The following is a 20095-nucleotide window of genomic DNA, read 5'->3' on the forward strand; positions in this document are numbered from 1 at the left end:
CCCGCTACCGACTTCGCCCTGCGGGCGCGGAGTTCCGGGACGCCGCCTGCATCGCATGCAGCCGCGCTTTGGCGGCCGGCGGGGCGAACGACGCGTCGATCGCGTTGGCCGCGAAGCGAAGAAGCGCATCCTCGCCGAATTCGCCGGCGACGTAGGCGTACTCGTCGAGAAGGGTCGTTCCGAACATGGTGGGGTCGTCGGCATCGATGGTGACGACGCAGCCGGCGGCGTCGAGCGCGCCCAGCGGATGCGGCCGGCCGCCGGGCGCGGCGCCGGTGAGGCGATTCGAGGTTGGGCAGATCTCCAGCGGGATCCCGCGCTCCGCCAGCAGCTCGACGACCGCCGGGTCCTCCACGGCGCGGACGCCGTGGCCGATCCGCTCCGCGCCCAGGATCTCGACGGCGGCGCGGACGCTCTCCGGCCCGGCCGCCTCGCCGGCATGGGCGACGCCGTGCAGGCCGCCCTCCCGCGCGATCGCGTAGGCGCGGCCGTACCACTCGGGCGGGTAGTTGGCCTCGTCGCCGCCGAGCCCGACCCCCACGACGCCCAGGTCGGCGAGGGCCACCGCCTCGGCAGCGCTCCGCTCGGCCCATTCGACCCCGAAGTTGCGGGTGAGGTCGGCGATCAGCGTGACCTCGATCCCAAGCGGCGACCCGGCCTCGTCGAGGGCGGCGCGAATCGCCTCGACGGTCGCACGCACGTCGAGTTCGCGATGAAAGTACGTCCACACCGAGGGCGAGATGAAGACTTCCGCATACGCGACGCCCTGAACGGCGGCATCGACGACGTAGTCGCGCGCGATCTGCGCGAAGTCGTCGGGAGCGCGCAGCGTCTCGGTCACCTTCGCGAAGAGGAGCAGGAACTCGCGAAAGGTCGAGAACGCGTACGTGCGCTCCGGATCGGCGCGGTCGCCCAGGTCGACGCCGTATTTGCGTGCAAGAGCACGAAACGTCGCAGGCCGCACCGTCCCTTCGAGGTGGCAGTGCAACTGAACTTTGGGAAGCGCGGCAAGATCGACGGGCATCGCGTTGACAACGATTCGACTGCCGTCGTATACTTACCGTCGCCGTCGCGGGGTGGAGCAGTCCGGTAGCTCGTCGGGCTCATAACCCGAAGGTCGCGAGTTCAAATCTCGCCCCCGCAACCATGCAAACAGGTCCAGAGGGTACGCCTTTCTGGACCTGTTAATTTCCCGGCGTCTGGCTTCTCTTTGAACGGGCTCCGACCGTAACGCTCTTAAGCGGTGCGGAATCTGTCAAGGTGTTTGGTCCTGTTAGTCATCTGCTTTTTGTGAGCGCCTACACGGCGACCCCGTCGTGAGCGGGCGGATTTATCCACACCGCGGGCGGTAACACGATCCGCTTTGGCGATCCGCCGAAGTCAAGTCCCAAATCTGCTGTAATTCCGGTTCGTCGATCGCGTAAGTTAGGCTGCTCGTCTGTCTCGTTTTACGGCGGCCGGCTTGGCCACCGTCGTTGCTTTCCATTCGAAGTATTCGGTCATGTCGAAGTAGGCTCGGCCTAACCATTCGTCGTTTTGCTCGGAGAGTAACGCGCCGACCATGCGAATCGCTGCGGCGTCGTTTGGGAAAATGCGAATGACTTTCTCCCGGCGACGAATCTCTTCATTGAGCCGCTCTTGCATGTTGCTCGTGCGCAGTCGCCGACGATATTTCTCCGGCAGCGGCAAGATCGCAAACATGTCTTCGAACGCTCCTTCCAAGCACACGCACGACTTGGGCGCCGTTTCTGCGAAGCGGGCCATGAATTCCGCATATCGACGCTCGGCCTCTTTGCGATCAGTTGCGAGGAAGATCAGCCGAGCTGCAGCGGTTACGTTTTCCCGTTCTTTCTTGGGCGATCGTGTCCCGGCCCGTGGTGTATGAGAGGGTCGCCCTTGTAGCATAGAGAGCGGCCATCGTGGCTTTCGGCGAAGGTTGTTTTTGCAACAAATAACCGACCGAAAGGGATCCACGATGGCCAAACCCAGTATCGCACTTTCCGAGCTCGTCGAAAAGGGCGGCGACGTCGACTTCGTTCGCGAGATGCTCCAGTACGCCGGGCAGCGGATCATGGAGATCGATGTTGAGGAACTCTGCGGCTTGCCCTACGGCGAGCGCGGCCCCGGCCGACAGAACGCCCGCAACGGCTTCCGCGAGCGCCAATGGGAGACGCGTTCCGGCACGATCGGACTGCGCATCCCCAAGTTGCGCAAAGGTAGCTACTTCCCCGCGTTCCTCGAGCCGCGCCGCACGGCGGAGAAGGCGCTCACCGCCGTCATCCAAGAGGCCTACATCCAGGGCATCTCCACGCGCTCGGTCGACGAGCTCGTCAAGGCGATGGGATGACAGGCATCTCCAAGAGTCAGGTCTCACGGCTGTGCGAAGAGATCGACGAACGCGTGAACGCATTTCTTACCCGGCCGATCGAAGGCGACTGGCCCTATCTTTGGATCGACGCGACGTACGTGAAGACGCGCTCCGGCGGACGCATCGTCTCGGTCGCCGTGATACTGGCCGTCGGCGTAAACACCGATGGGACACGGGAATTGTTGGGCCTCGCGGTTGGTCCGAGCGAAGCAGAGCCGTTCTGGATCGACTTTCTTCGCAGCTTGAGCCGCCGCGGATTGCGCGGTGTCAAGCTCGTCATTTCCGACTCGCATGTCGGCCTGAAAGCGGCCATCGCGAAAGTATTCAAAGCAACGTGGCAGCGCTGCCGCGTGCATTTTATGCGAAACGCGCTCGCACATGCGGGTAAAGGGCAACGGCAGATGGTCCTCGCGTTGATCAACACGGTATTCGCGCAAGAGACAGCGGAAGCTGCGCACGAGCAATGGCGTATCGTCTCCGAGCAGCTTCGGCAGAAGTTCCCGAAGCTCGCGGCGATGATGGACGACGCCGAGAACGACGTGCTCGCGTACATGGACTTTCCCAAGGCGCACCGCAAGCAGATCGCCTCAACCAATCCGCTCGAACGGGTCAACGCGGAGATCAAGCGGCGCACCGATGTCGTCGGTATCTTCCCGAACGATGCTGCCATCGTACGCCTCGTCGGTGCGCTCCTACTGGAACAGAACGACGAATGGCAACTGCAGCGGCGCTACATGCAACTCGAAGGACTCAGTGCCGTCAGCGATAATCAGCCCGCCAAGCTCTCCGCCGTGATTAACGGCTGAGCTGTAGAAGTCAGGATTTGATCTGACGGTTATCGAATACCGGTGGTGAATCCTCCTGAGGAGCCATCCATGAACAGCGACCGAAAAGTCATCAAGGCGAAAGTGGGCCTACTCCAGCTCGGCAAGCAGCTCGGAAATGTGACTGAAGCCTGCCGCGTGATGGGTTACAGCCGTGATAGCTTCTACCGTTTCAAAGACCTCTACGAGACGGGCGGCGATCTGGCCTTGGCCGAGATCACCAAGCGAAAGCCGAACCTCAAGAACCGCATTGCTCCCGAAGTCGAGGATGCGATTGTCGATCTTGCGATCGAGTTCCCTGCGTACGGTCAAGTGCGCGCAGCGAACGAGCTCGCCAAGCGTGGGATGCGTATGTCGCCGGCGGGACTTCGCGGGGTGTGGCTGCGACACGATCTTGAGACGATGAAGAAACGGCTCAAAGCGCTGGAAGCAAAGAGCGCCCAAGATGGGCTCGTCCTGACTGAGGCGCAAGTCGTCGCGCTGGAGCGTGCCAAGCTCGAGAAAGAAGCGCACGGCGAGTTCGAGAGTGAGTGCCCCGGCTACTGCGGCGCGCAGGACACCTTCTTCGTTGGGACGATGAAGGGCGTCGGCCGCATCTACCAGCAGACCTTCATCGACACCTATGCGAAGGTGGGCGTCGCGAAGCTCTATTTGGACAAGACACCAATCACTGCGGCCGACCTGCTCAACGATCGCGTGTTACCGCTATACGAAGAGTACGGGATTACGTTGCAACGGATCCTGACCGACCGCGGCACGGAGTTTTGCGGGCGTGAGGGACATCCGTACGAGCTCTACCTGGCGATCGAAGACATCGACCACACCCGAACGAAGGCACGCCATCCGCAGACCAACGGCATCGTCGAGCGTTTTCACAAAACGATGCTTGATGAGTTTTATCGGATCGCGTTTCGCAAGACGATCTACACGTCGCTCGAGCAACTGCAGCGGGACCTCGATGCGTGGACCGAGGAGTACAACACGCAGCGTCCGCATCAAGGACGCTGGTGCTACGGCAAGACGCCGATGCAGACATTCGTCGACAGTGTCTCCCTTGCGAAAGAGAAACAGATCGCTTAGACTGAAACCCAACCTATCTGACACTACCGCAAGATCGTACGACTGTCAGATCACATAGTAGCTAGTACAGCTGAGCGCTACCCTCGCCGAGCCACCGCTCGTACACCACGGCTGGGGACACGATCTCTTGGGCGCGTGATCGAGCAAGTTCTTCATCACGTGGAACTGGCAACGCTGCCATGTCGCGCCGACGAATTGCTTGGCGATCGCCTCGCGTAAGCCCGAGTGATTGTCGGAGACGGCAACGTCGACGCCGTGCAAGCCGCGTGCTTTGAGGCCGCGAAAGAACTCGTTCCACGTCGCAAAGCTCTCCGAATCGCCGATCGAAAGACCAAGGATCTCGCGGTATCCGTCAGCACGAATGCCGCTCGCGATGAGCAGCGCTTTGCTGACGACGCTCTTGTCGGTGCGCACCTTCGTGAAGAGCGCGTCAACGATGATGAACGGGTACGCCGCGTCGAGCCGACGATTCAAGAATCCCGCGACCGGCTCGTCAAGGGCCTTCGCGAGGCGACTGACCGTCGACTTCGAAAACGACGTCCCACACAGACCTTCGGTTATCCGCGTGACCTTCCGCGTCGAGACGCCGTTGACGACCATCTCCATCAGGCCCACGACAAAGGCTTGTTCGCTGCGGCGATAACGCTCAAAGATGTCGGTTGAGAAGCTGCCGTCGCGCGTCTGCGGCACGCGCAGGACCAGCGAGCCGACGCGGGTCGAGAGCTGTCGATCGCGATACCCATTCCGATAGCCCTCCCGTTCTTGACAGCGTTCGTACCGCTCGGCGCCCAGATGATCGCGCATCTGCGCCTCGAGCACTTGGTTCAAAATCGTTTCGACGAGCTTCCCGAGCGCCGCAGGTTGATCGAGCAACGCTGGAATCGCGTCGCGGGATAGGGTAAGATCGTAATCGGCCACCGTTCCGGTCCTTTCGATTGAAGTGTTGTCAACGTCAATCTTCGAACCGGAGCGGTGGCTACCCGCCCGCTGAATTTACATCAATTATAGGGACTCTGCCCCGATGAATCGTTCCGGTTTGGCGCGGTAAGCCGCGAGCATCACGTCGTGTCTGGCGGCGAGCACGCGGTCCGCCTGGCCGTGATGCACCATTGCCGGCGTCAGCATCGCGATTCCGGAGTGCCGGTGCTCGTTGTTGTACCAGGTCATGAACTCACCAACGAAATCGTGCCCGTGCTCAAACGACCCAAATCGATCGGGGAATTCGGGATGGTACTTCAGCGTGCGGAACCTCTCTGTGTCAACGTGAGGTGAGACCACCAAGCCGGAACAAATACTGAGGGCGAGCAAGGCTACCGAACCATGATCCAAGACGTGGACCTTCCCAAGAAAGCCTCCCGCCGCGTTTTCTCCGAGGAAAAGCGCCGCGAGATCGTCGCCGAATACGACGCCGCCGCAACGCCCGCCGAGCGCGCCGCGGTTCTCCGCCGACACGGCATCTACACTTCGTCCGTTTCGAACTGGCGCAAGCATATCGCGGCAAGCGTCCCTCGCGCGCCGCGTGGACGCCGTCCAGATCCGGATGCGACGGAGACGCGTCGCCTGCACGATCAGATTGCCCGACTCGAGCGCAAGCTTGCGAAGTCGGAGAGGACCGTCGCCGCCCTGGGAAAAGCGCACGCGCTCTTGCAGATGCTCGCCGAGCAGGACGCGGAACCCCAGGCGAGTTCGAGGGAATCGTGAACGACCTTGCGACCGTCGTCGGGCGGCGCTACGCTTCACGTATTCTCAACGCGTCTCGTGCGACGTTGTATCGGCGCGCACGAACCGCCGCAGTGATCGAGCCGCTCTCGCGACCGCGGCGTGCTTCGTCGCGCGCATTGACGCCGTCTGAGGTTGAGAACGTTTCTGCCGTGCTGCATCAGGAACGCTTCGCAGACCGAAGCGTGCGCTCGATCTACGCCATGCTTTTGGACGAGGGGGAGTATTTCTGCTCGATCTCGACGATGTATCGCATCCTGCGTCAGACCGGGGAAACGACCGAACGGCGGCGTCTTGCGACGCATCCGGCACGCGTTAAGCCGGAGCTTCTCGCGACGATGCCGTGCCAGGTGTGGTCGTGGGATATTACGCGGCTTCCCGGAACGCGGAAGTGGACGTACTTCCATCTGTACATGATCGTCGACGTATTCAGTCGGTACCTCGTCGGTTGGCGCGTGGAGGCGCGCGAAGACGCGCAACTGGCCGAGGAGCTCTTCGCCCAGACATTCACGGCGCAACGCGTCGACACGTCGCAGCTCACGGTGCACGGCGACAACGGCGCGGCGATGACGTCCAAGACGCTCGCGCAGCTTTTCAGCGATCTGGCGGTCACGCGCAGTCACTCGCGCCCGCACGTTTCGAACGACAACCCGTTCAGCGAGTCGCTCTTCAAGACGCTCAAGTACGGGCCGTCGTATCCCGAGCACTTTGAGACGATCGAGGAGGCACGCGCCTGGTGTGGTCGATTCGTAAAATGGTACAACAACGAGCACCGGCACACGGGCATTGCGCTACTCACGCCGAGCGACGTGCATCATGGACGCGCCGAGCAGCGGCGCGACGCGCGCCGTACGGTTCTCCGGCACGCTTGGGAACGTAACCCCGACCGTTTCGTTCGCGGTCAACCGGAGCCGCCGGCTCTCGAGCCGACGACCTACATCAACCGACCCGAACTCCTAAAAGCCGCGTAACTTCCGGTCGGGACTCCGAGAAGGGGTTATCGTCGCTAACGTGCGGACGGCTGTGCGAACGTACGACGCCGAGCTTGTCCATCAGGGCGCACACGGGTTGCGCCGTCATCTCCGCGCCGCGATCGGCGTGAACGATCGCGTGCCCGGGCTGGATGCCTTCACGTTCCAGCGTCTGCGCGATGAAGTGCCGTGCGAGTTCGGCGTTGGCCCGATGCACGAGCATCCAGCCGACGACAAACCGGCTGAAGATGTCGAGCATCACCAGCAGCGAGAACCACTCACCCGGGTGCGGGCCGCGCAGCTTCGTGATATCCCACGAGAAAACTTGACGCGGACCGGTGGCCACCAGTTCGGGCTTACGGTACTCCGGATGACGTGCAATACGGCGACGTTCGCGCACCTCCGCGTTTGCTCGCAGCAGGCGGTACATCGTGCTCACCGAGCACAGGTAGATACCTTCGTCCAGCAAGGTCGCGTGGATCGTCGCCGGCGCGCGATCGGCAAACCGCTCGCCATGCAGCACCGCGAGCACCTCAGCTTGCTCGTGTTCGCTCAGTGCTCTTCTCGAGCGCCGGCGCGAGATCACGGACGGAAGTCGTTCCGGCGTGCCGTTTAGGCGGCGCCGCAGCGTCGAGCGGCTGATGCCCGCTGCAGTGCACAACGCGCGCTGCGGAATCTCGTGGGCAAGTTCCAGCGCCGCACTCATTCTGCGTTCTCGTTCGTCTCGGGGCTCTCCAGATCGACGCCCAGGAGCCCCGCAAATTTTTTTGGATATCGTTTATGAGCTCGGCGCGCGCCAACTGGCGACGGAGTTTCCGGTTTTCCCGCTCGAGTTCTTTGAGCCGCTGCGCAACCTCGTCGGCTTGCATTTTGGCTTTTGCACGTTGGCGCACCGCACCTGGATCGAGGTCGCCTTGATCGCGCTGCCTTCGCCAGGCATAGAGCTGCGATGAGTAAATACCTTCGCGCCGGAGAAACGCTCCGATCGTGCCGGCTGGACGCGCATCAGCCTCGCGCACGATGCGCAGCTTCTCGGCGGCGGAGAACCGACGTCGCTGAGGTTTTTGGGGTGAACTGGTTGCCTTGATTTCCGTTGAAACGGTTCCGTTCGAGGACTGCATCTGTTGCAGGACTTTCTCGCCCCCGCGTGCTTTGCATCGTTCCGGATGTTTTCCACAGTATCCCCGTTATCCACAGCTCTGCTGCTGCGACGAACGTTGTACAAAAAACTCCCTATGCTACCGGTACCACTCTATCTTGACACGGGGGGGGGGGTGCGCCAGCCAGGGGTCCGGGCCTTGTCTAGAGCGGCCTCTGTCGTGCATCCTGAAGAACGGCCGTTCAAACCATCCCTTTGTAGCACCGACTTCGCCCAGCAACATCCGCAACTGACGCTCAGCCGGTGAGTCAAGTCCCAAATCTGCTGTAATTCCGGTTCGTCGATCGCGTAAGTTAGGCTGCTCGTCTGTCTCGTTTTACGGCGGCCGGCTTGGCCACCGTCGTTGCTTTCCATTCGAAGTATTCGGTCATGTCGAAGTAGGCTCGGCCTAACCATTCGTCGTTTTGCTCGGAGAGTAGCGCGCCGACCATGCGAATCGCCGCGGCGTCGTTTGGGAAGATGCGAATGACTTTCTCCCGGCGACGAATCTCTTCATTGAGCCGCTCTTGCATGTTGCTCGTGCGCAGTCGCCGGCGATATTTCTCCGGCAGCGGCAAGATCGCAAGCATGTCTTCGAACGCTCCTTCCAAGCACACGCACGACTTGGGCGCCGTTTCTGCGAAGCGGGCCATGAATTCCGCATATCGACGCTCGGCCTCTTTGCGATCAGTTGCGAGGAAGATCAGCCGAGCTGCAGCGGTTACGTTTTCCCGTTCTTTCTTGGGCGCGTGATCGAGCAAGTTCTTCATCACGTGGAACTGGCAACGCTGCCACGTCGCGCCGACGAATTGCTTGGCGATCGCCTCGCGTAAGCCCGAGTGATTGTCGGAGACGGCAACGTCGACGCCGTGCAAGCCGCGCGCTTTGAGGCCGCGAAAGAACTCGTTCCACGTCGCAAAGCTCTCCGAATCGCCGATCGAAAGACCAAGGATTTCGCGGTACCCGTCAGCGCGAATGCCGCTCGCGATGAGTAGTGCTTTGCTGACGACGCTCTTGTCGGTGCGCACCTTCGTAAAGAGCGCGTCAACGATGATGAATGGGTACGCTGCGTCGAGCCGGCGATTCAAGAATCCCGCGACCGGTTCGTCGAGTGCCTTCGTAAGGCGACTTACCGTCGATTTCGAAAACGACGTCCCGCAGAGGCCTTCGGTTATCCGCGTGACCTTCCGCGTCGAGACGCCGTTGACGACCATCTCCATCAGGCCCACGACGAAGGCTTGTTCGCTGCGGCGATAACGCTCGAAGATGTCGGTTGAGAAGCTGCCGTCGCGCGTCTGCGGCACGCGCAGGACCAGCGAGCCGACGCGGGTCGAGAGCTGTCGATCGCGATACCCATTTCGATAGCCCTCCCGTTCTTCACAGCGCTCGTACCGCTCGGCGCCCAGATGATCGCGCATCTGTGCCTCGAGCACTTGGTTGAGAATCACTTCGACGAGTTTGCCGAGCGCCGCCGGCTGATCAAGCAAAGCTGGAATCGCGTCGCGGGATAGGGTAAGATCGTAATCGGCCACCGTTTCGGTCCTTTCGATTGAGGTGTTGAACAACGTCAATCTTCGAACCGGGGCGGTGGCTACCCGCCCGCTCAATTTACATCAATTATACGGACTCGGCCTTCCGGAGCGTGATTCGGGCTCGGCGGAACGTTGGCGACCAATCATGGAAGAACGGACAAACTCGAACGCAGGACCCGCAACCCGCGCGCCATTGGAACCGCGCCCGCGAATCCATCGACGCGCGGGAACCTCAACGCAACGATAGAGAGCGTAACTCGCCGCTAGCGTCACAACAAAAGAGAACACCGACTGCGGGAGACCGTCGCCGAAGACGCTGCTTATAGCGCCGATCACGATTGCGTGCAGAAGGTAAAAAGCAAAGCTAATCTCCCCGAGCAGCACGAAAGTGCTCTGCGAAAGCCAACGTGATAGCGCGCCGGCACGGTGCGCGAAGATCGAAATGATCAGTGAGGATGCCGGCATCATCCACACAGCGTAGCGGAGTGCTCGTGGAACCAAAGGCAGAACTGCTACTGAACAAACGAATACCACGACTGCGATCATCTCGAGGGACGTTCCAAACCGCACCTCATTTCCCGCACGCTTCACAAACGCAAGTGCCAAAAGTATTCCCACGAAGAACTCGAAAATTCTAAGCGGAGGAAAATAGTACGCGATGATCCAGGGAACCGCAGACCCAAGACAGAGAACAATTCCGGTAAAGACGCAGAAAAACGCGGCAAACGATAACACGACCACCGAGTTGAACGGTCTGCATACGCGACTCGCGTACCAAGCTAAGATCGGAAACATTGTATAGAAAAACGCCTCGTCGGCTATGCTCCACGCCGGCGGATTGACGCCCAGGATAACTAGCGGGCTGTATGCCCACGGTTGAAACAACAGCACGGCAGCCGCAATCTTGATTGCATGATCGCCGGCGCTCAGGCCAAGCCAGATATTCCCATACTCGTTGTGCGGTGACTCGCCGTACGCAATGATGGCGACAATCGCCGTAACCGTCGTTACAAGGTGCAGCGGATAAACTCTGCCGAGACGCGCCAAGTAGAATAGGCGAGTTGAGTTCCAGGTGACACCGCGCACAAAATGTTCCCGATAGTTGAGCATCAATATGAAGCCCGAGAGCAGGAAAAAAAACGCCACAGCTAACGGTCCGAGCGAGTAACGCTCGGAAAATGCACGCGTAGCGGGCAGGTGATCGAAAAACACGAACAAAGCTGCCACGAAGCGTAGGGACGTCAGCGGCTTTATCACGGCGTCACGTCAAAGGGCGAAACGCACCATAAACGGCGGAACGAGAACATTAACGTGGTTTCATCATGACGCGGTTTCAGCTGTCGTTCAGTCCGCCAACGTGTTTCCCTTCATGCCCTAAATGGTCTTAACTCTGTGACAACGGCACGACTACGGCAACTCGTGATCTGCCGCAGGCACTTTCAGTGACTCCAGCCGCAGTATCCCGACAGATCCGTTGCCACGTCGGGGGCGACGGGCGCACCTTGCGGGCGCGTGTAGGTCAGTTTCGCGACGCCGGGCGCTTCGTCGATGATCACCTGGTGCACGACGGAGGTGCCGAACGTCATCTCGACTTCGTGGGCGCGATGGCCGTCGCAGGTCGTGTCGCGATCGACCGGCGCCTTGACGGCGTTGTCGGTGATGTTCTTCTTCACCATCCCGACGATGTCGTCGTAGGCGAGACCGCCGTCGGCGAGATAGGTGAGGAGTTCGCCGTCGTTCTTCTTCCACGTCTCCTGCGCGCGGGGCGAACTGGCCGACGGCGTCGCGCCGACGGTATGATCCCAGCCACTTGGGCCGGTGAACGTTTTGGGCGCGGCCGCTGCGAGCGCCGGGACGACGAGGAGGGCGGCTGCGGCGAATGCCGCCCGAACGACTGCCGTACGCATAGTGCGGGGATTGTAGCCGAGCGCGGCCTCGGGGATCACCGGGCGAACGGTGAATGTGCGCCGCGCCCCATGCGACAGTCGTCGGGAACGCGGCGGGCGGCGCCGTCGTCAGGCCGAGACAGGTTTGCCGATGACGCCGAGCTCGGTCCCCACGCGTTCGAATGCGGCGAGCGCGCGATCAAGGTCGGCGCGACTCAGCGAACTGGAGATCTGCACGCGGATGCGTGCGGTTCCTTCGGGGACGACCGGGAAGCCGAACCCGGTCACGAACACGCCTTCCTTCAGGAGCCGGTCGCTCATCGCGATCGCGAACGCGGTGTCGCCGACGATGATCGGAACGATCGCGCTCGGTCCGGCGAGCGGACGAAAGCCGAGGCGTTCGAGGCCGCCGCGGAAGTAGCGAATGTTCTCGCGCTGACGTTCGAGCAGTTCCGGCTGCGCGACGAGCAGTTCGAGGGCTTTCTTTGCGCTCGCCGCGACGGTCGCCGGCAGCGCGTTCGAGAAGAGCTGCGTGCGCGAGCGTTGGACGAGCGTGTCGATCAGCGCGTGCGAACCCGCGACGAAGCCGCCCGCTGCGCCGCCCAGCGTCTTGCCGAGCGTGCCGGTCAGGATGTCGACGCGGCCCTCGAGACCGAAGTGCTCGATCGTGCCGCGGCCGCTCTTACCCATGACGCCGGTGCCGTGCGAGTCGTCGACGATCGTGACCGCGTGATACTTCTCCGCGAGTTCCACGATCTCGGGCAGTTTCGCGAGCGATCCTTCCATCGAAAACACGCCGTCCGTCACGATGAATGGGGTCCCCTCCGCCTCCCGCAACTGACGTTCGAGATCGTCCATGTCGCCGTGCTTGTAGCGCGCGCGCTTCGCGCCGGCGAGGCGGCAGCCGTCGATGATCGACGCGTGGTTGAGCTCGTCGGAGATGATCGTGTTGCCTTTGGTCGCGATGGTCGGGAGCAGCCCTTCGTTGGCCGCCCAGCACGAGACGTACGACAGCGCGGACTCGAAGCCGAACGTCGATGCGATCGTCGACTCGAGCTCGCGGTGGATGTCGAGCGTTCCGCAGATGAAGCGCACCGACGCGGTCCCGGCACCGTACTTCTTGAGACCGTCAATCCCGGCGGCGATCACGTCGGGATGATCGGCGAGGCCGAGATAGTTGTTCGACGAGAGGACGATGACGTCGCCGGCTTCTTCCATGTGCACCTCTGCGGCCATCGGGCCGGTGAGGTGGCGCAGGTGCTTGTAGGTGCCGGCGGCGCGCAGCGCGTCGAGGTCGGCGGCGAGCTGGCGATCGTAGGCGGTGTTCATGCGGTCTCCGTGATTGCGGGGTTCTGCGAGGAAGCGGTGATCGTTGCGCTTCGACGAGCTCAGCGTGAATCGGTGAGGTAGAGGACGATTTTGGCGGCTTCGCCGGAGCGCATCAGAGCGAACGCGCGGTCGAATTCTTCGAACGGGAGTTCATGCGTGATGATCGGCGTCAGGTCGACGCGGCCGCTCGTGACGAGGCTCTGCGTTTGGTACCACGTCTCGAACATGCGCCGCCCGTTGATCCCGAGGACCGTCAAACCCTTGAAGATTATGCGCTCGGCGAGGTTGATCTCGACGTCGTCCGACGGGATGCCGAGCAATGCGGCGACGCCGCCGTTGCGCACCATCGCCAGACCGCTGTCGATCGCCGAACCGGAACCCGACATCTCGAGCAGGACGTCGACCCCGTCGCCGTTGGTGCGCGTGATGATGTCGTCGACCAGATCCGGCTGCGCCGCGGAGAACGTCGCGTCGGCGCCGACGCGCGCGGCCAGCGCGAGCTTCTGCGGGTTCACGTCGACGGCGAACACCGTCGCCGCGCCCGCGGCGCGAGCGACCGGGATTGCCATCAAGCCGATCGAGCCGACGCCGGTGATCACGACGGATTTCACCGAGACGTCGGCTGCCATCACGGTGTGCACCGCGTTGCCGAGCGGGTCGAAGACGGCGGCCCAGCTGTCGGGGATCGACGGATCGAGTTTCCACACGTTCTCTTCCGGTATGCGCAGATAGTCCGCGAACGCACCGTCGGTATCGACGCCGATGATCTCGACGTGCTCGCAGATGTGCGCCTGGCCGGTACGACAGAGGCGGCAGACGCCGCACGCGAGGTGTCCTTCGGCCGAGACGCGATCGCCGACCGCCACGGCGCGCACCGCGCTCCCAATCGCGGCGACCTCGCCCATGCATTCGTGTCCGATCGTCAGCGGCGGCTTGACGCGGCGCTGCGCCCAATGGTCCCAGCCGTAAATGTGCAGGTCGGTCCCGCACATACCGACCGTTTTCACCCGGATCAGCACGTCGTTCGGGCCGATCCCAGGCACCGGGACGTGCTCCAGCGCGAATCCCGGCGACCCCGCGTTCTTCCGCAGCGCCCGCATCACGGCGGGGACATCGACGAGCGGACGGTGCGGGGCAACGCTGGTGAACGTCATCACAGAGTCCTTCGCCGCACCCGGCCCGGCCCACCCCGGGCAGGCAGCGCAGGCGAAAACGGGCAAGCGCGTGATAGGACCTTCGTCATATAGGGAATCTCCTCATCATGCAATCATCCCGTTTCTCTCGAGCGATCGTCGCGGCCGGCACCGCGGCCTCGATCTCGCTGGGCGCCGTGCCGTCGGCGGCCGTCGCCAGCACCGCCGACACGACGCGCACGATCCTCTACACGGCCGCGGCGATCGGCGCGATCATCCTCTACAACAACTACCAGCACAAGCGGCAGGCCGCGAATCAGGTCGTCGGTTATACGGCCAACGGCGGGACCGTGTACGGTGACGGCCGGATCGTGCTTCCCAACGGCGCGACCGTCTACCCGAACGCCAACGGCCAGTATCCGTGGGGGACGCCGGCGTACTACAACGACGACGCCGACTACTACGGTCACGGGTACGGCGGCATCCGCCACGACAACGGCCTCCACCGCGGCTGGTATAAGCACCACGGCAACCCGCACGGTGACGATGGCGACAGCCAAGGCCGCGGGCACGAACACGGTCACGGCGAGCACGGCGAGCACGGCGACCACGGCGGATAACCGCACTTCGTCGCGCTGAGCGTGACTGGGCGTTCAGCGTGACGGGGACTAGCCGAAGCGGCCGGTGATGTAGTCTTCGGTGCGCTTTTCGCGCGGGTGCGTGAAGATATGGTTCGTGGGACCGACTTCGACGATCTCGCCAAGATGGAAGAACGCCGTGTAGTCGGAGATGCGCGCCGCCTGCTGCATGGAGTGCGTCACGATCACGACGGTGAACTTCTCCGTGAGCTGACCGATGAGGTCCTCGATCTTCGAGGTCGCGATCGGATCCAGCGCCGACGCCGGCTCGTCCATCAGAATCACTTCGGGATCGAGCGCGATCGCGCGCGCGATGCACATGCGCTGCTGCTGCCCGCCTGAAAGGTCGAGGGCCGAGCGCTGCAGCCGGTCTTTCACCTCATCCCAAAGCGCGGCGCCCCGCAGCGCGCGCTCGCAGACCTCGTCGAGTTTCGCCTTGTTGCGTTCGCCGTGGATGCGCGGCCCGTAGACGACGTTCTCGTAAATCGTTTTGGGAAATGGGTTGGGCCGCTGGAACACCATTCCGATGCGGTGGCGGATCACCACGGGATCGGCGTCGGGCGCGTAGATGTCCTGGCCGTCGAGCAGGATCTGGCCCTCGACGCGCGCCCCCGGCGTGAGATCGTGCATGCGGTCGAGCGCGCGCAAAAACGTCGTTTTGCCGCATCCCGACGGGCCGATCAGCGCGGTGACCTGCTGGGCGCGCATCGAAAGCGCCGCGTTTTTGATCGCTTGGAACGACCCGTAGTAAATGTTGACGTCTTTGGCGACGATCTTGTCCTTCGCCGGGGCCGCCGTCGTCTCGGGTGTCTCGATCACGACGCTCTTCCGGTGAAGCGTCTGGTCAACTGGCGCCCGAGCAGCCGCGCCGCGACGTTGAACAAGAGGACCATGATCAGGAGAACCAGCGCCGACCCGTTTCCGATGCGGTCGACGTCGGGGACGATCGACTCCGAGTGCGTGTACCACAAGTGCACGGCGAGCGTCTCGGCCGGCCGAAACGGGTTCAGATCGTACGGGTTGTTGAACGGCACGCTCAATCCGGCGGTGAAGATCAGCGCCGCCGTTTCTCCGAAAATGCGCCCGGCGACGAGCACGATCCCGGTCGTCATGCGGCCGATCGCGCTGGGCAGCACCACGCGCGTGATCGTCTGCCACTTGGTACCGCCCAGTCCCATCGATGCTTCGCGCAACGAGTCGGGAACGCTCGAGAGCGCTTCCTGCGTCACGCGCATCAGCGCGGGCAAGTTGAGCAGCGTCAGCGTGAGCGCACCGCCGATCGCAGAAAACTTCCACTTGAAGAGATAGACAAACACGAGCAGGCCGAACAGCCCCATCACGATCGACGGGATCGTCGCCAGCGATTCGGCGCTGAACTGGACGATGTTGCGGAACGCGCCCGGCTTCGCGTACTCCTGCAGGTAGACGCCGGCCGCGGTCGCGATCGGGACGGTGAAGACCAGCGTCAGGAGGAGGATGTAGAACGAGTTATAGATCTCGGGCCCGATCCCGCCGCCCGCCGTCGTCTCTTTCGGCACGCCGGCGAGGAACTGCCACGAGATCGCGTGGCCGCCCAGAAAGCCCATGTACGCGATGAAGGCCGCGAGCATCACGATGATGCTTGACGCCATCACCCACAGCACGACGGTCGCGATCGAGTCGGTCAGTTTACGCGCGCGGACGCTGCTGGTCGCGAGCACGCCCGGGGAGCTCGGGGTAGCGGCCGTCATTTTCACGTCACGTGCGTTTCCGCAACGCGAATCGGACAAACACGATAAGGATCATCGCGATGAGCAGCAGCAGGAACGCCATCGAGAACAGCGCGTGCTCGAGGAGCGTGCCGGCGGTCGCGCCCGGCATGTCGGTGACGATCTCCGTCGTGAGCGTCGCCGTCGGCGCGAAGAGGCCTTGCGGGAATTGCGAAGCGTTGCCGATCACCATCTGAATCGCGAGCGCTTCGCCGACGGCGCGCGCAATCCCAAGGATCAGCGCAACGGCAATCCCGCTGGCCGCACTCGGCAGCAGGACGCGCGTGATCGTCTGCCAGCGGGTCGCACCGAGCGCGAGCGAACCTTCTTTGAGCGCCGGCGGCAGCGAACGGAATGCGTCTTCGCTCAGCGTGATGACGGTGGGAAGGATCATGATCGCGAGAACGATGCCGGCGGCAGCGAGGCCGAAGCCGCTGGGTGAACTGGTGTGCGTGCGGATCAGCGGAACGAGCAGCGTCAATCCCAGCCATCCGTAGACGACCGACGGGATCCCCACCATCACTTCGATCGCAGGCTTGAGCACTTGCGTCATGCGGTAGGGCGCGATCTCGGAGAGAAAAATGCCGACCGCGACGCCGAACGGGCCGCCGACCGCGATCGCGAAGAGCGTCACGGCGAGCGTGCCGACCACGAACACCGCCGCGCCCGGATGGTTGTTTTCGACCGAAAACTCCGGCGAAAACAAAAAGGTCAGCAGCGAGAAGCGGTCGACGAAGAACGTCTTCGTCCCCTCTGCCGAGAGGTAGAGGAGCAGCGCGCCCATGGCCGCGATCACGAACGCCGCGCTGAAACGCAGAGCCGTGAGGGCGATGCGCTCGTTGCGATGCGAGCGGCGGGCTTGTTCGGCGATCACTCCTCGAGGGTGCTCCGTTTAGGAAGGAACGGAAGGGCGACTATGCCAGCCGCCCTTCCGAAGCCTTCGATCAGCGGTCGGTTTCTTTGACCTTCATATCGCGGATCAGGATGAAGCCGTCCTTGCGCACGAGTTCCGAGTTGCTCTGGACGAACGCGATGAAGCGCGAGACTTCGCCTGTCGGAGCACCGTTCGTAAACATGTGCTCGTAGGACCAAACGGGGTATTTCCCGGCGATGATGTTGTCATCGGTCGGTGCCACGCCGTCGACGGCGAGTTCGTTGAGTCCCGCGCCGCGCGTTCCGCTAAACGCGGCGTACGAGATCGCGCCCGGCGTCTGCTTGACGACGCTCACGACCGTCCCGGTCGCGTCTTCCGTAAGACCGCTCTCGCTGATCGGCGTCGAGCCCATCACGGTCTTCGTGAACACCGCGCGCGTACCCGAGCTGCGCGGACGGTTGATGACGACGATCTTCTGATCCGGCCCGCCGACCTCTTTCCAGTTCGTCGTCTTCCCGGAGAAGATTCCCTGGAGCTGCGTCTTCGAGAGCGACTTCACGGTCACGCCGGGATGCGTGACGATCGCGAACCCGATCACTGCGACGCGGCTGTCGTGCAGTTCCGGGTGCGTCGGCGCTAGGATGTCGGAATCGCCGATATCGATCGCCTTCGCGACGACCTGATTGATTCCGGTGCCCGAGCCGCCGCCCGAGACGCTGATCTTGACGTCGGGATGCGCCTGCTGGTACGCGGCCGCTGCATCCTTGACGAGCGGGAGCAGCGCGGTCGAGCCGGCAGCGGTGATGGTGGTGTCAGCGAAAGCCGGCGCCGACGTGGCGACGGCCGAAAAACCGAGGAGCAGGGCCGCGAGCGCAGCATTCCTCTTCACAAATCGTTCCTCCGGACATGATGACTGGGGTGCCGTCAGGGACAACGGGCGACCGCGGAGCATCGTCGCAGGCGAAGCGTAAATGTCCCTTAAGCCTGTCTTAACCCGTCTTAATCTTTGGGCCCGACTGGCGTATCGGCACGCGCATCGTGAACGTCGCGCCGTGCCCGTATACCGACTCGGCCGTGAGCGATCCGCCATGGAGCTGCACCAGTTGCCGCGCAATCGCGAGGCCCAGTCCGGTGCCCCCGTGCTCGCGCGAGCGCGACCGATCCACGACGTAAAATCGTTCGAAGATGCGGGGAAGGTCGGCGAACGGGATGCCGATGCCGGTGTCACGCACGCGCACGATCGCGTCGTCTCCCTCGCGGCCGACTTCGACGACGACGCGCCCGCCGTCGGGGGTGTGACGCAGCGCATTGTCGACCAAATTGACGGTCACTTGAACCAAGCGCCCGCGATCCGCATCGACGTCGACCGCTTCGGGCGCATCGAGCTCGAGATCGACGCCCAGGCTGTCGGCGCGCTGGGCGAACGTGTTCACCGTCGACGTCGCGACCTCGGTGAGATCGAAATGCTCGGTGCGCAGCGGAACGGCGCTCGCGTCGGAGCGCGCGAGCTCCAGCAGATCCTGCACCAGGCGGATCATGCGCTCGACTTCGTCCGCGATTTGCGGCAGGAAAAGCGTACGCGCCTCGGCGTCGTCGTCGGAGAGTAGCAGCGTCTCGAGCATCAGCTTCATCGCCGAAAGCGGCGTGCGCAGTTCGTGCGAGACGTCGCTGATGAAGTCGCGGCGCACACGCTCCGCCTCGAGCATCGCGGTCCGGTCGGCGGCGATCGCCATCGCCCCATCCTCGTAGGGCTGCGCGGTGATCCCGAAAAAGCGCTCGCGCCCGCCGCTCCCGAAGGCGATGTCCTGCGTGCGCGTCTCGCCGGCGAGCGCGTCGGCGAGCATCCGCTCGAGGTCGACCGAGGGCACGACCTCGATGATCGCGCGGCCGATCGCGCGATCGCGTTCCACCCCGAACAACTCCGCGGCGGCCGCGTTGAACACGTTCACGCGGCGGCGATCGTCGATCGTGAACGCCGCGAAGGGCAGCGCGTCGACGAGACGTTCGACGCGATCGTCGGCCGAGGCCGCCGGCGGCGCAGACGGGTGCGCGGCGAGTTCGGTGCGGTCGTCGCCGCGGAATCGCAGCGTCGCGTAGGTGACGATGACGCCCGTCAAAGCGCCGACGGCGCCCGCGACGACGCCGGGATCGGTCACTCGCGGAACATGTATCCGCGGCTGCGGATCGTGATGATGTGCCGCGGGTTGTTTGGATCGACTTCGATCTTCTCGCGCAGCCAGCGGATGTGCACGCTGATCGTCTGGTGCTCGCCTTCGAAGTCGTAACCCCAGACTTTTTCGAGCAGCATCTGGCGCGTCACGATGCGCCCGCGGTTCTCCATGAGCACGTTGAGCAGGCGGAACTCTTTGGGCGCGAGCGAGACCTCGCGGCCGCGGACCACCAGCCGCTGGCGTGACGGATCGATCGTGATGTCGCCGGCCGTGATCGACTCGTCGCGCTCCTCAGCGTCGACCTCGACGCGGCGCAGTCGCGCTTTGATGCGCGCCATGATCTCGCCCAGCGAAAACGGCTTGGTGACGTAGTCGTCGGCGCCGAGCTCGAGCGCGAGCACTTTGTCGAACTCCTGATCTTTGGCCGTGAGCATGATGATCGGCACGGTCGACGACCGGCGAATCTCTTTGCACGCTTCGATGCCGTCGAGCAGCGGGAGCATGATGTCGAGCACGACGAGATCCGGATGCTCGGTCTGCGCGAGGGTGACCGCGGTGCGGCCGTCGCCGGCAGTCGCGACGGCGTAGCCGTTCTTCTCCAGATTGTAGCGCAGCGAGTGGACGATCGCGGCCTCGTCGTCAACGAGCAGAATCTTTTTCTTCGCGGCGATGGCGGTGGTCACG

General features: G+C 63.2%; 18 protein-coding genes, 1 tRNA gene and 4 pseudogenes. 6 read left to right on the top strand and 17 right to left on the bottom strand.

The window, feature by feature from the left end; genetic code table 11:
- Positions 1–4: 4 nt before the first annotated feature.
- Entirely contained in the window at positions 5–1024 is a 1020-nt protein-coding gene (gene add, locus WPS_RS11340) for an adenosine deaminase (RefSeq protein ID WP_317994596.1), read from the bottom strand.
- Between the two features lie 46 nt (positions 1025–1070).
- On the opposite strand from add, the gene WPS_RS11345 reads away from it, so the two are divergent.
- Positions 1071–1147 (top strand) — tRNA-Met (locus WPS_RS11345).
- Between the two features lie 278 nt (positions 1148–1425).
- Here WPS_RS11345 and WPS_RS11350 read toward each other — a convergent pair.
- A pseudogene (locus WPS_RS11350) lies at positions 1426–1860 on the bottom strand (transposase); the annotation flags it as partial.
- Between the two features lie 115 nt (positions 1861–1975).
- Here WPS_RS11350 and WPS_RS11355 point away from each other — a divergent pair.
- Both WPS_RS11355 and WPS_RS11360 read left to right on the top strand, forming a co-directional pair.
- Positions 1976–3174: pseudogene (locus tag WPS_RS11355) on the top strand (IS256 family transposase).
- Positions 3175–3243: 69 nt separating this feature from the next.
- Positions 3244–4272 carry an IS481 family transposase gene (locus tag WPS_RS11360; RefSeq protein ID WP_317994481.1) on the top strand — a complete coding sequence of 343 codons (1029 nt, stop codon included), beginning with the start codon at positions 3244–3246 and terminating at the stop codon, positions 4270–4272.
- Between the two features lie 123 nt (positions 4273–4395).
- Here the strand turns inward: WPS_RS11360 and WPS_RS11365 are convergent.
- A pseudogene (locus tag WPS_RS11365) lies at positions 4396–5190 on the bottom strand (IS256 family transposase); the annotation flags it as partial.
- A gap of 84 nt (positions 5191–5274) precedes the next feature.
- A complete protein-coding gene (locus tag WPS_RS11370; protein ID WP_405054885.1) occupies positions 5275–5439 on the bottom strand; it encodes a hypothetical protein in 165 nt (54 codons plus the stop codon).
- Between the two features lie 165 nt (positions 5440–5604).
- Between WPS_RS11370 and WPS_RS11375 the strand changes: the two genes are divergently transcribed.
- Positions 5605–5973: a transposase gene (locus tag WPS_RS11375; RefSeq protein ID WP_317994598.1), complete on the top strand. Its 369-nt coding sequence runs from the start codon at positions 5605–5607 to the stop codon at positions 5971–5973.
- The gene (locus tag WPS_RS11380) at positions 5970–6962 is read left to right on the top strand and encodes an IS3 family transposase (protein ID WP_317994599.1); all 993 of its coding nucleotides are present in this window, start codon (positions 5970–5972) and stop codon (positions 6960–6962) included. Before WPS_RS11375 ends, WPS_RS11380 begins: the two co-directional genes overlap by 4 nt.
- Here WPS_RS11380 and WPS_RS11385 read toward each other — a convergent pair.
- The 7 genes and pseudogenes from WPS_RS11385 to tdh all read right to left on the bottom strand — a co-directional run bounded on the left by WPS_RS11385 (position 6931) and on the right by tdh (position 14001).
- Complete coding sequence (locus tag WPS_RS11385) at positions 6931–7668, bottom strand: DDE-type integrase/transposase/recombinase (RefSeq protein WP_317994600.1); 738 nt, start codon at positions 7666–7668, stop codon at positions 6931–6933. The two genes, WPS_RS11380 and WPS_RS11385, sit on opposite strands and share 32 nt — an antisense overlap.
- Positions 7669–7816: 148 nt before the next feature.
- Positions 7817–8083: pseudogene (locus tag WPS_RS18225) on the bottom strand (transposase); the annotation flags it as partial.
- Between the two features lie 331 nt (positions 8084–8414).
- Complete coding sequence (locus WPS_RS11395; RefSeq protein WP_317994602.1) at positions 8415–9632, bottom strand: IS256 family transposase; 1218 nt, start codon at positions 9630–9632, stop codon at positions 8415–8417.
- A gap of 81 nt (positions 9633–9713) precedes the next feature.
- Positions 9714–10859, bottom strand: coding sequence for an acyltransferase family protein (locus WPS_RS11400; protein ID WP_405054886.1), 1146 nt, complete (start codon positions 10857–10859; stop codon positions 9714–9716).
- A gap of 212 nt (positions 10860–11071) precedes the next feature.
- A complete protein-coding gene (locus WPS_RS11405; protein ID WP_317994604.1) occupies positions 11072–11578 on the bottom strand; it encodes a hypothetical protein in 507 nt (168 codons plus the stop codon).
- Positions 11579–11647: 69 nt separating this feature from the next.
- Complete coding sequence (locus WPS_RS11410; protein ID WP_317994605.1) at positions 11648–12847, bottom strand: glycine C-acetyltransferase; 1200 nt, start codon at positions 12845–12847, stop codon at positions 11648–11650.
- 59 nt (positions 12848–12906) lie between these two features.
- Positions 12907–14001 carry an L-threonine 3-dehydrogenase gene (tdh, locus tag WPS_RS11415; RefSeq protein WP_317994606.1) on the bottom strand — a complete coding sequence of 365 codons (1095 nt, stop codon included), beginning with the start codon at positions 13999–14001 and terminating at the stop codon, positions 12907–12909.
- 107 nt (positions 14002–14108) lie between these two features.
- Between tdh and WPS_RS11420 the strand changes: the two genes are divergently transcribed.
- Entirely contained in the window at positions 14109–14600 is a 492-nt protein-coding gene (locus WPS_RS11420; RefSeq protein ID WP_317994607.1) for a hypothetical protein, read from the top strand.
- Between the two features lie 48 nt (positions 14601–14648).
- Here WPS_RS11420 and pstB read toward each other — a convergent pair whose 3' ends face one another.
- The 6 genes from pstB to WPS_RS11450 form a co-directional block, all read right to left on the bottom strand.
- Positions 14649–15434 carry a phosphate ABC transporter ATP-binding protein PstB gene (gene pstB, locus WPS_RS11425; RefSeq protein ID WP_405054957.1) on the bottom strand — a complete coding sequence of 262 codons (786 nt, stop codon included), beginning with the start codon at positions 15432–15434 and terminating at the stop codon, positions 14649–14651.
- Complete coding sequence (gene pstA, locus WPS_RS11430; protein ID WP_405054958.1) at positions 15434–16249, bottom strand: phosphate ABC transporter permease PstA; 816 nt, start codon at positions 16247–16249, stop codon at positions 15434–15436. Before pstA ends, pstB begins: the two co-directional genes overlap by 1 nt.
- A gap of 106 nt (positions 16250–16355) precedes the next feature.
- Entirely contained in the window at positions 16356–17240 is an 885-nt protein-coding gene (gene pstC, locus WPS_RS11435; protein ID WP_317994610.1) for a phosphate ABC transporter permease subunit PstC, read from the bottom strand.
- 70 nt (positions 17241–17310) lie between these two features.
- A complete protein-coding gene (locus tag WPS_RS11440; RefSeq protein ID WP_317994611.1) occupies positions 17311–18129 on the bottom strand; it encodes a phosphate ABC transporter substrate-binding protein in 819 nt (272 codons plus the stop codon).
- A gap of 100 nt (positions 18130–18229) precedes the next feature.
- A complete protein-coding gene (locus tag WPS_RS11445; RefSeq protein WP_317994612.1) occupies positions 18230–19396 on the bottom strand; it encodes a sensor histidine kinase in 1167 nt (388 codons plus the stop codon).
- Positions 19393–20094, bottom strand: coding sequence for a response regulator transcription factor (locus WPS_RS11450; RefSeq protein WP_317994613.1), 702 nt, complete (start codon positions 20092–20094; stop codon positions 19393–19395). Before WPS_RS11450 ends, WPS_RS11445 begins: the two co-directional genes overlap by 4 nt.
- Between the last annotated feature and the right edge of the window lies 1 nt (position 20095).

Source organism: Vulcanimicrobium alpinum, assembly GCF_027923555.1.
Lineage (GTDB): Bacteria > Vulcanimicrobiota > Vulcanimicrobiia > Vulcanimicrobiales > Vulcanimicrobiaceae > Vulcanimicrobium > Vulcanimicrobium alpinum.

Excerpts from the sequence above, each read along its gene's own strand:
- add (WP_317994596.1), bottom strand. The coding sequence starts at position 1,024 with ATGCCCGTCGATCTTGCCGCGCTTCCCAAAGTTCAGTTGCACTGCCAC.
- WPS_RS11360 (WP_317994481.1), top strand. The coding sequence starts at position 3,244 with ATGAACAGCGACCGAAAAGTCATCAAGGCGAAAGTGGGCCTACTCCAG.
- WPS_RS11370 (WP_405054885.1), bottom strand. The coding sequence starts at position 5,439 with ATGACCTGGTACAACAACGAGCACCGGCACTCCGGAATCGCGATGCTG.
- WPS_RS11385 (WP_317994600.1), bottom strand. The coding sequence starts at position 7,668 with ATGAGTGCGGCGCTGGAACTTGCCCACGAGATTCCGCAGCGCGCGTTG.
- WPS_RS11410 (WP_317994605.1), bottom strand. The coding sequence starts at position 12,847 with ATGAACACCGCCTACGATCGCCAGCTCGCCGCCGACCTCGACGCGCTG.
- tdh (WP_317994606.1), bottom strand. The coding sequence starts at position 14,001 with ATGACGTTCACCAGCGTTGCCCCGCACCGTCCGCTCGTCGATGTCCCC.
- WPS_RS11420 (WP_317994607.1), top strand. The coding sequence starts at position 14,109 with ATGCAATCATCCCGTTTCTCTCGAGCGATCGTCGCGGCCGGCACCGCG.
- pstA (WP_405054958.1), bottom strand. The coding sequence starts at position 16,249 with ATGGCGTCAAGCATCATCGTGATGCTCGCGGCCTTCATCGCGTACATG.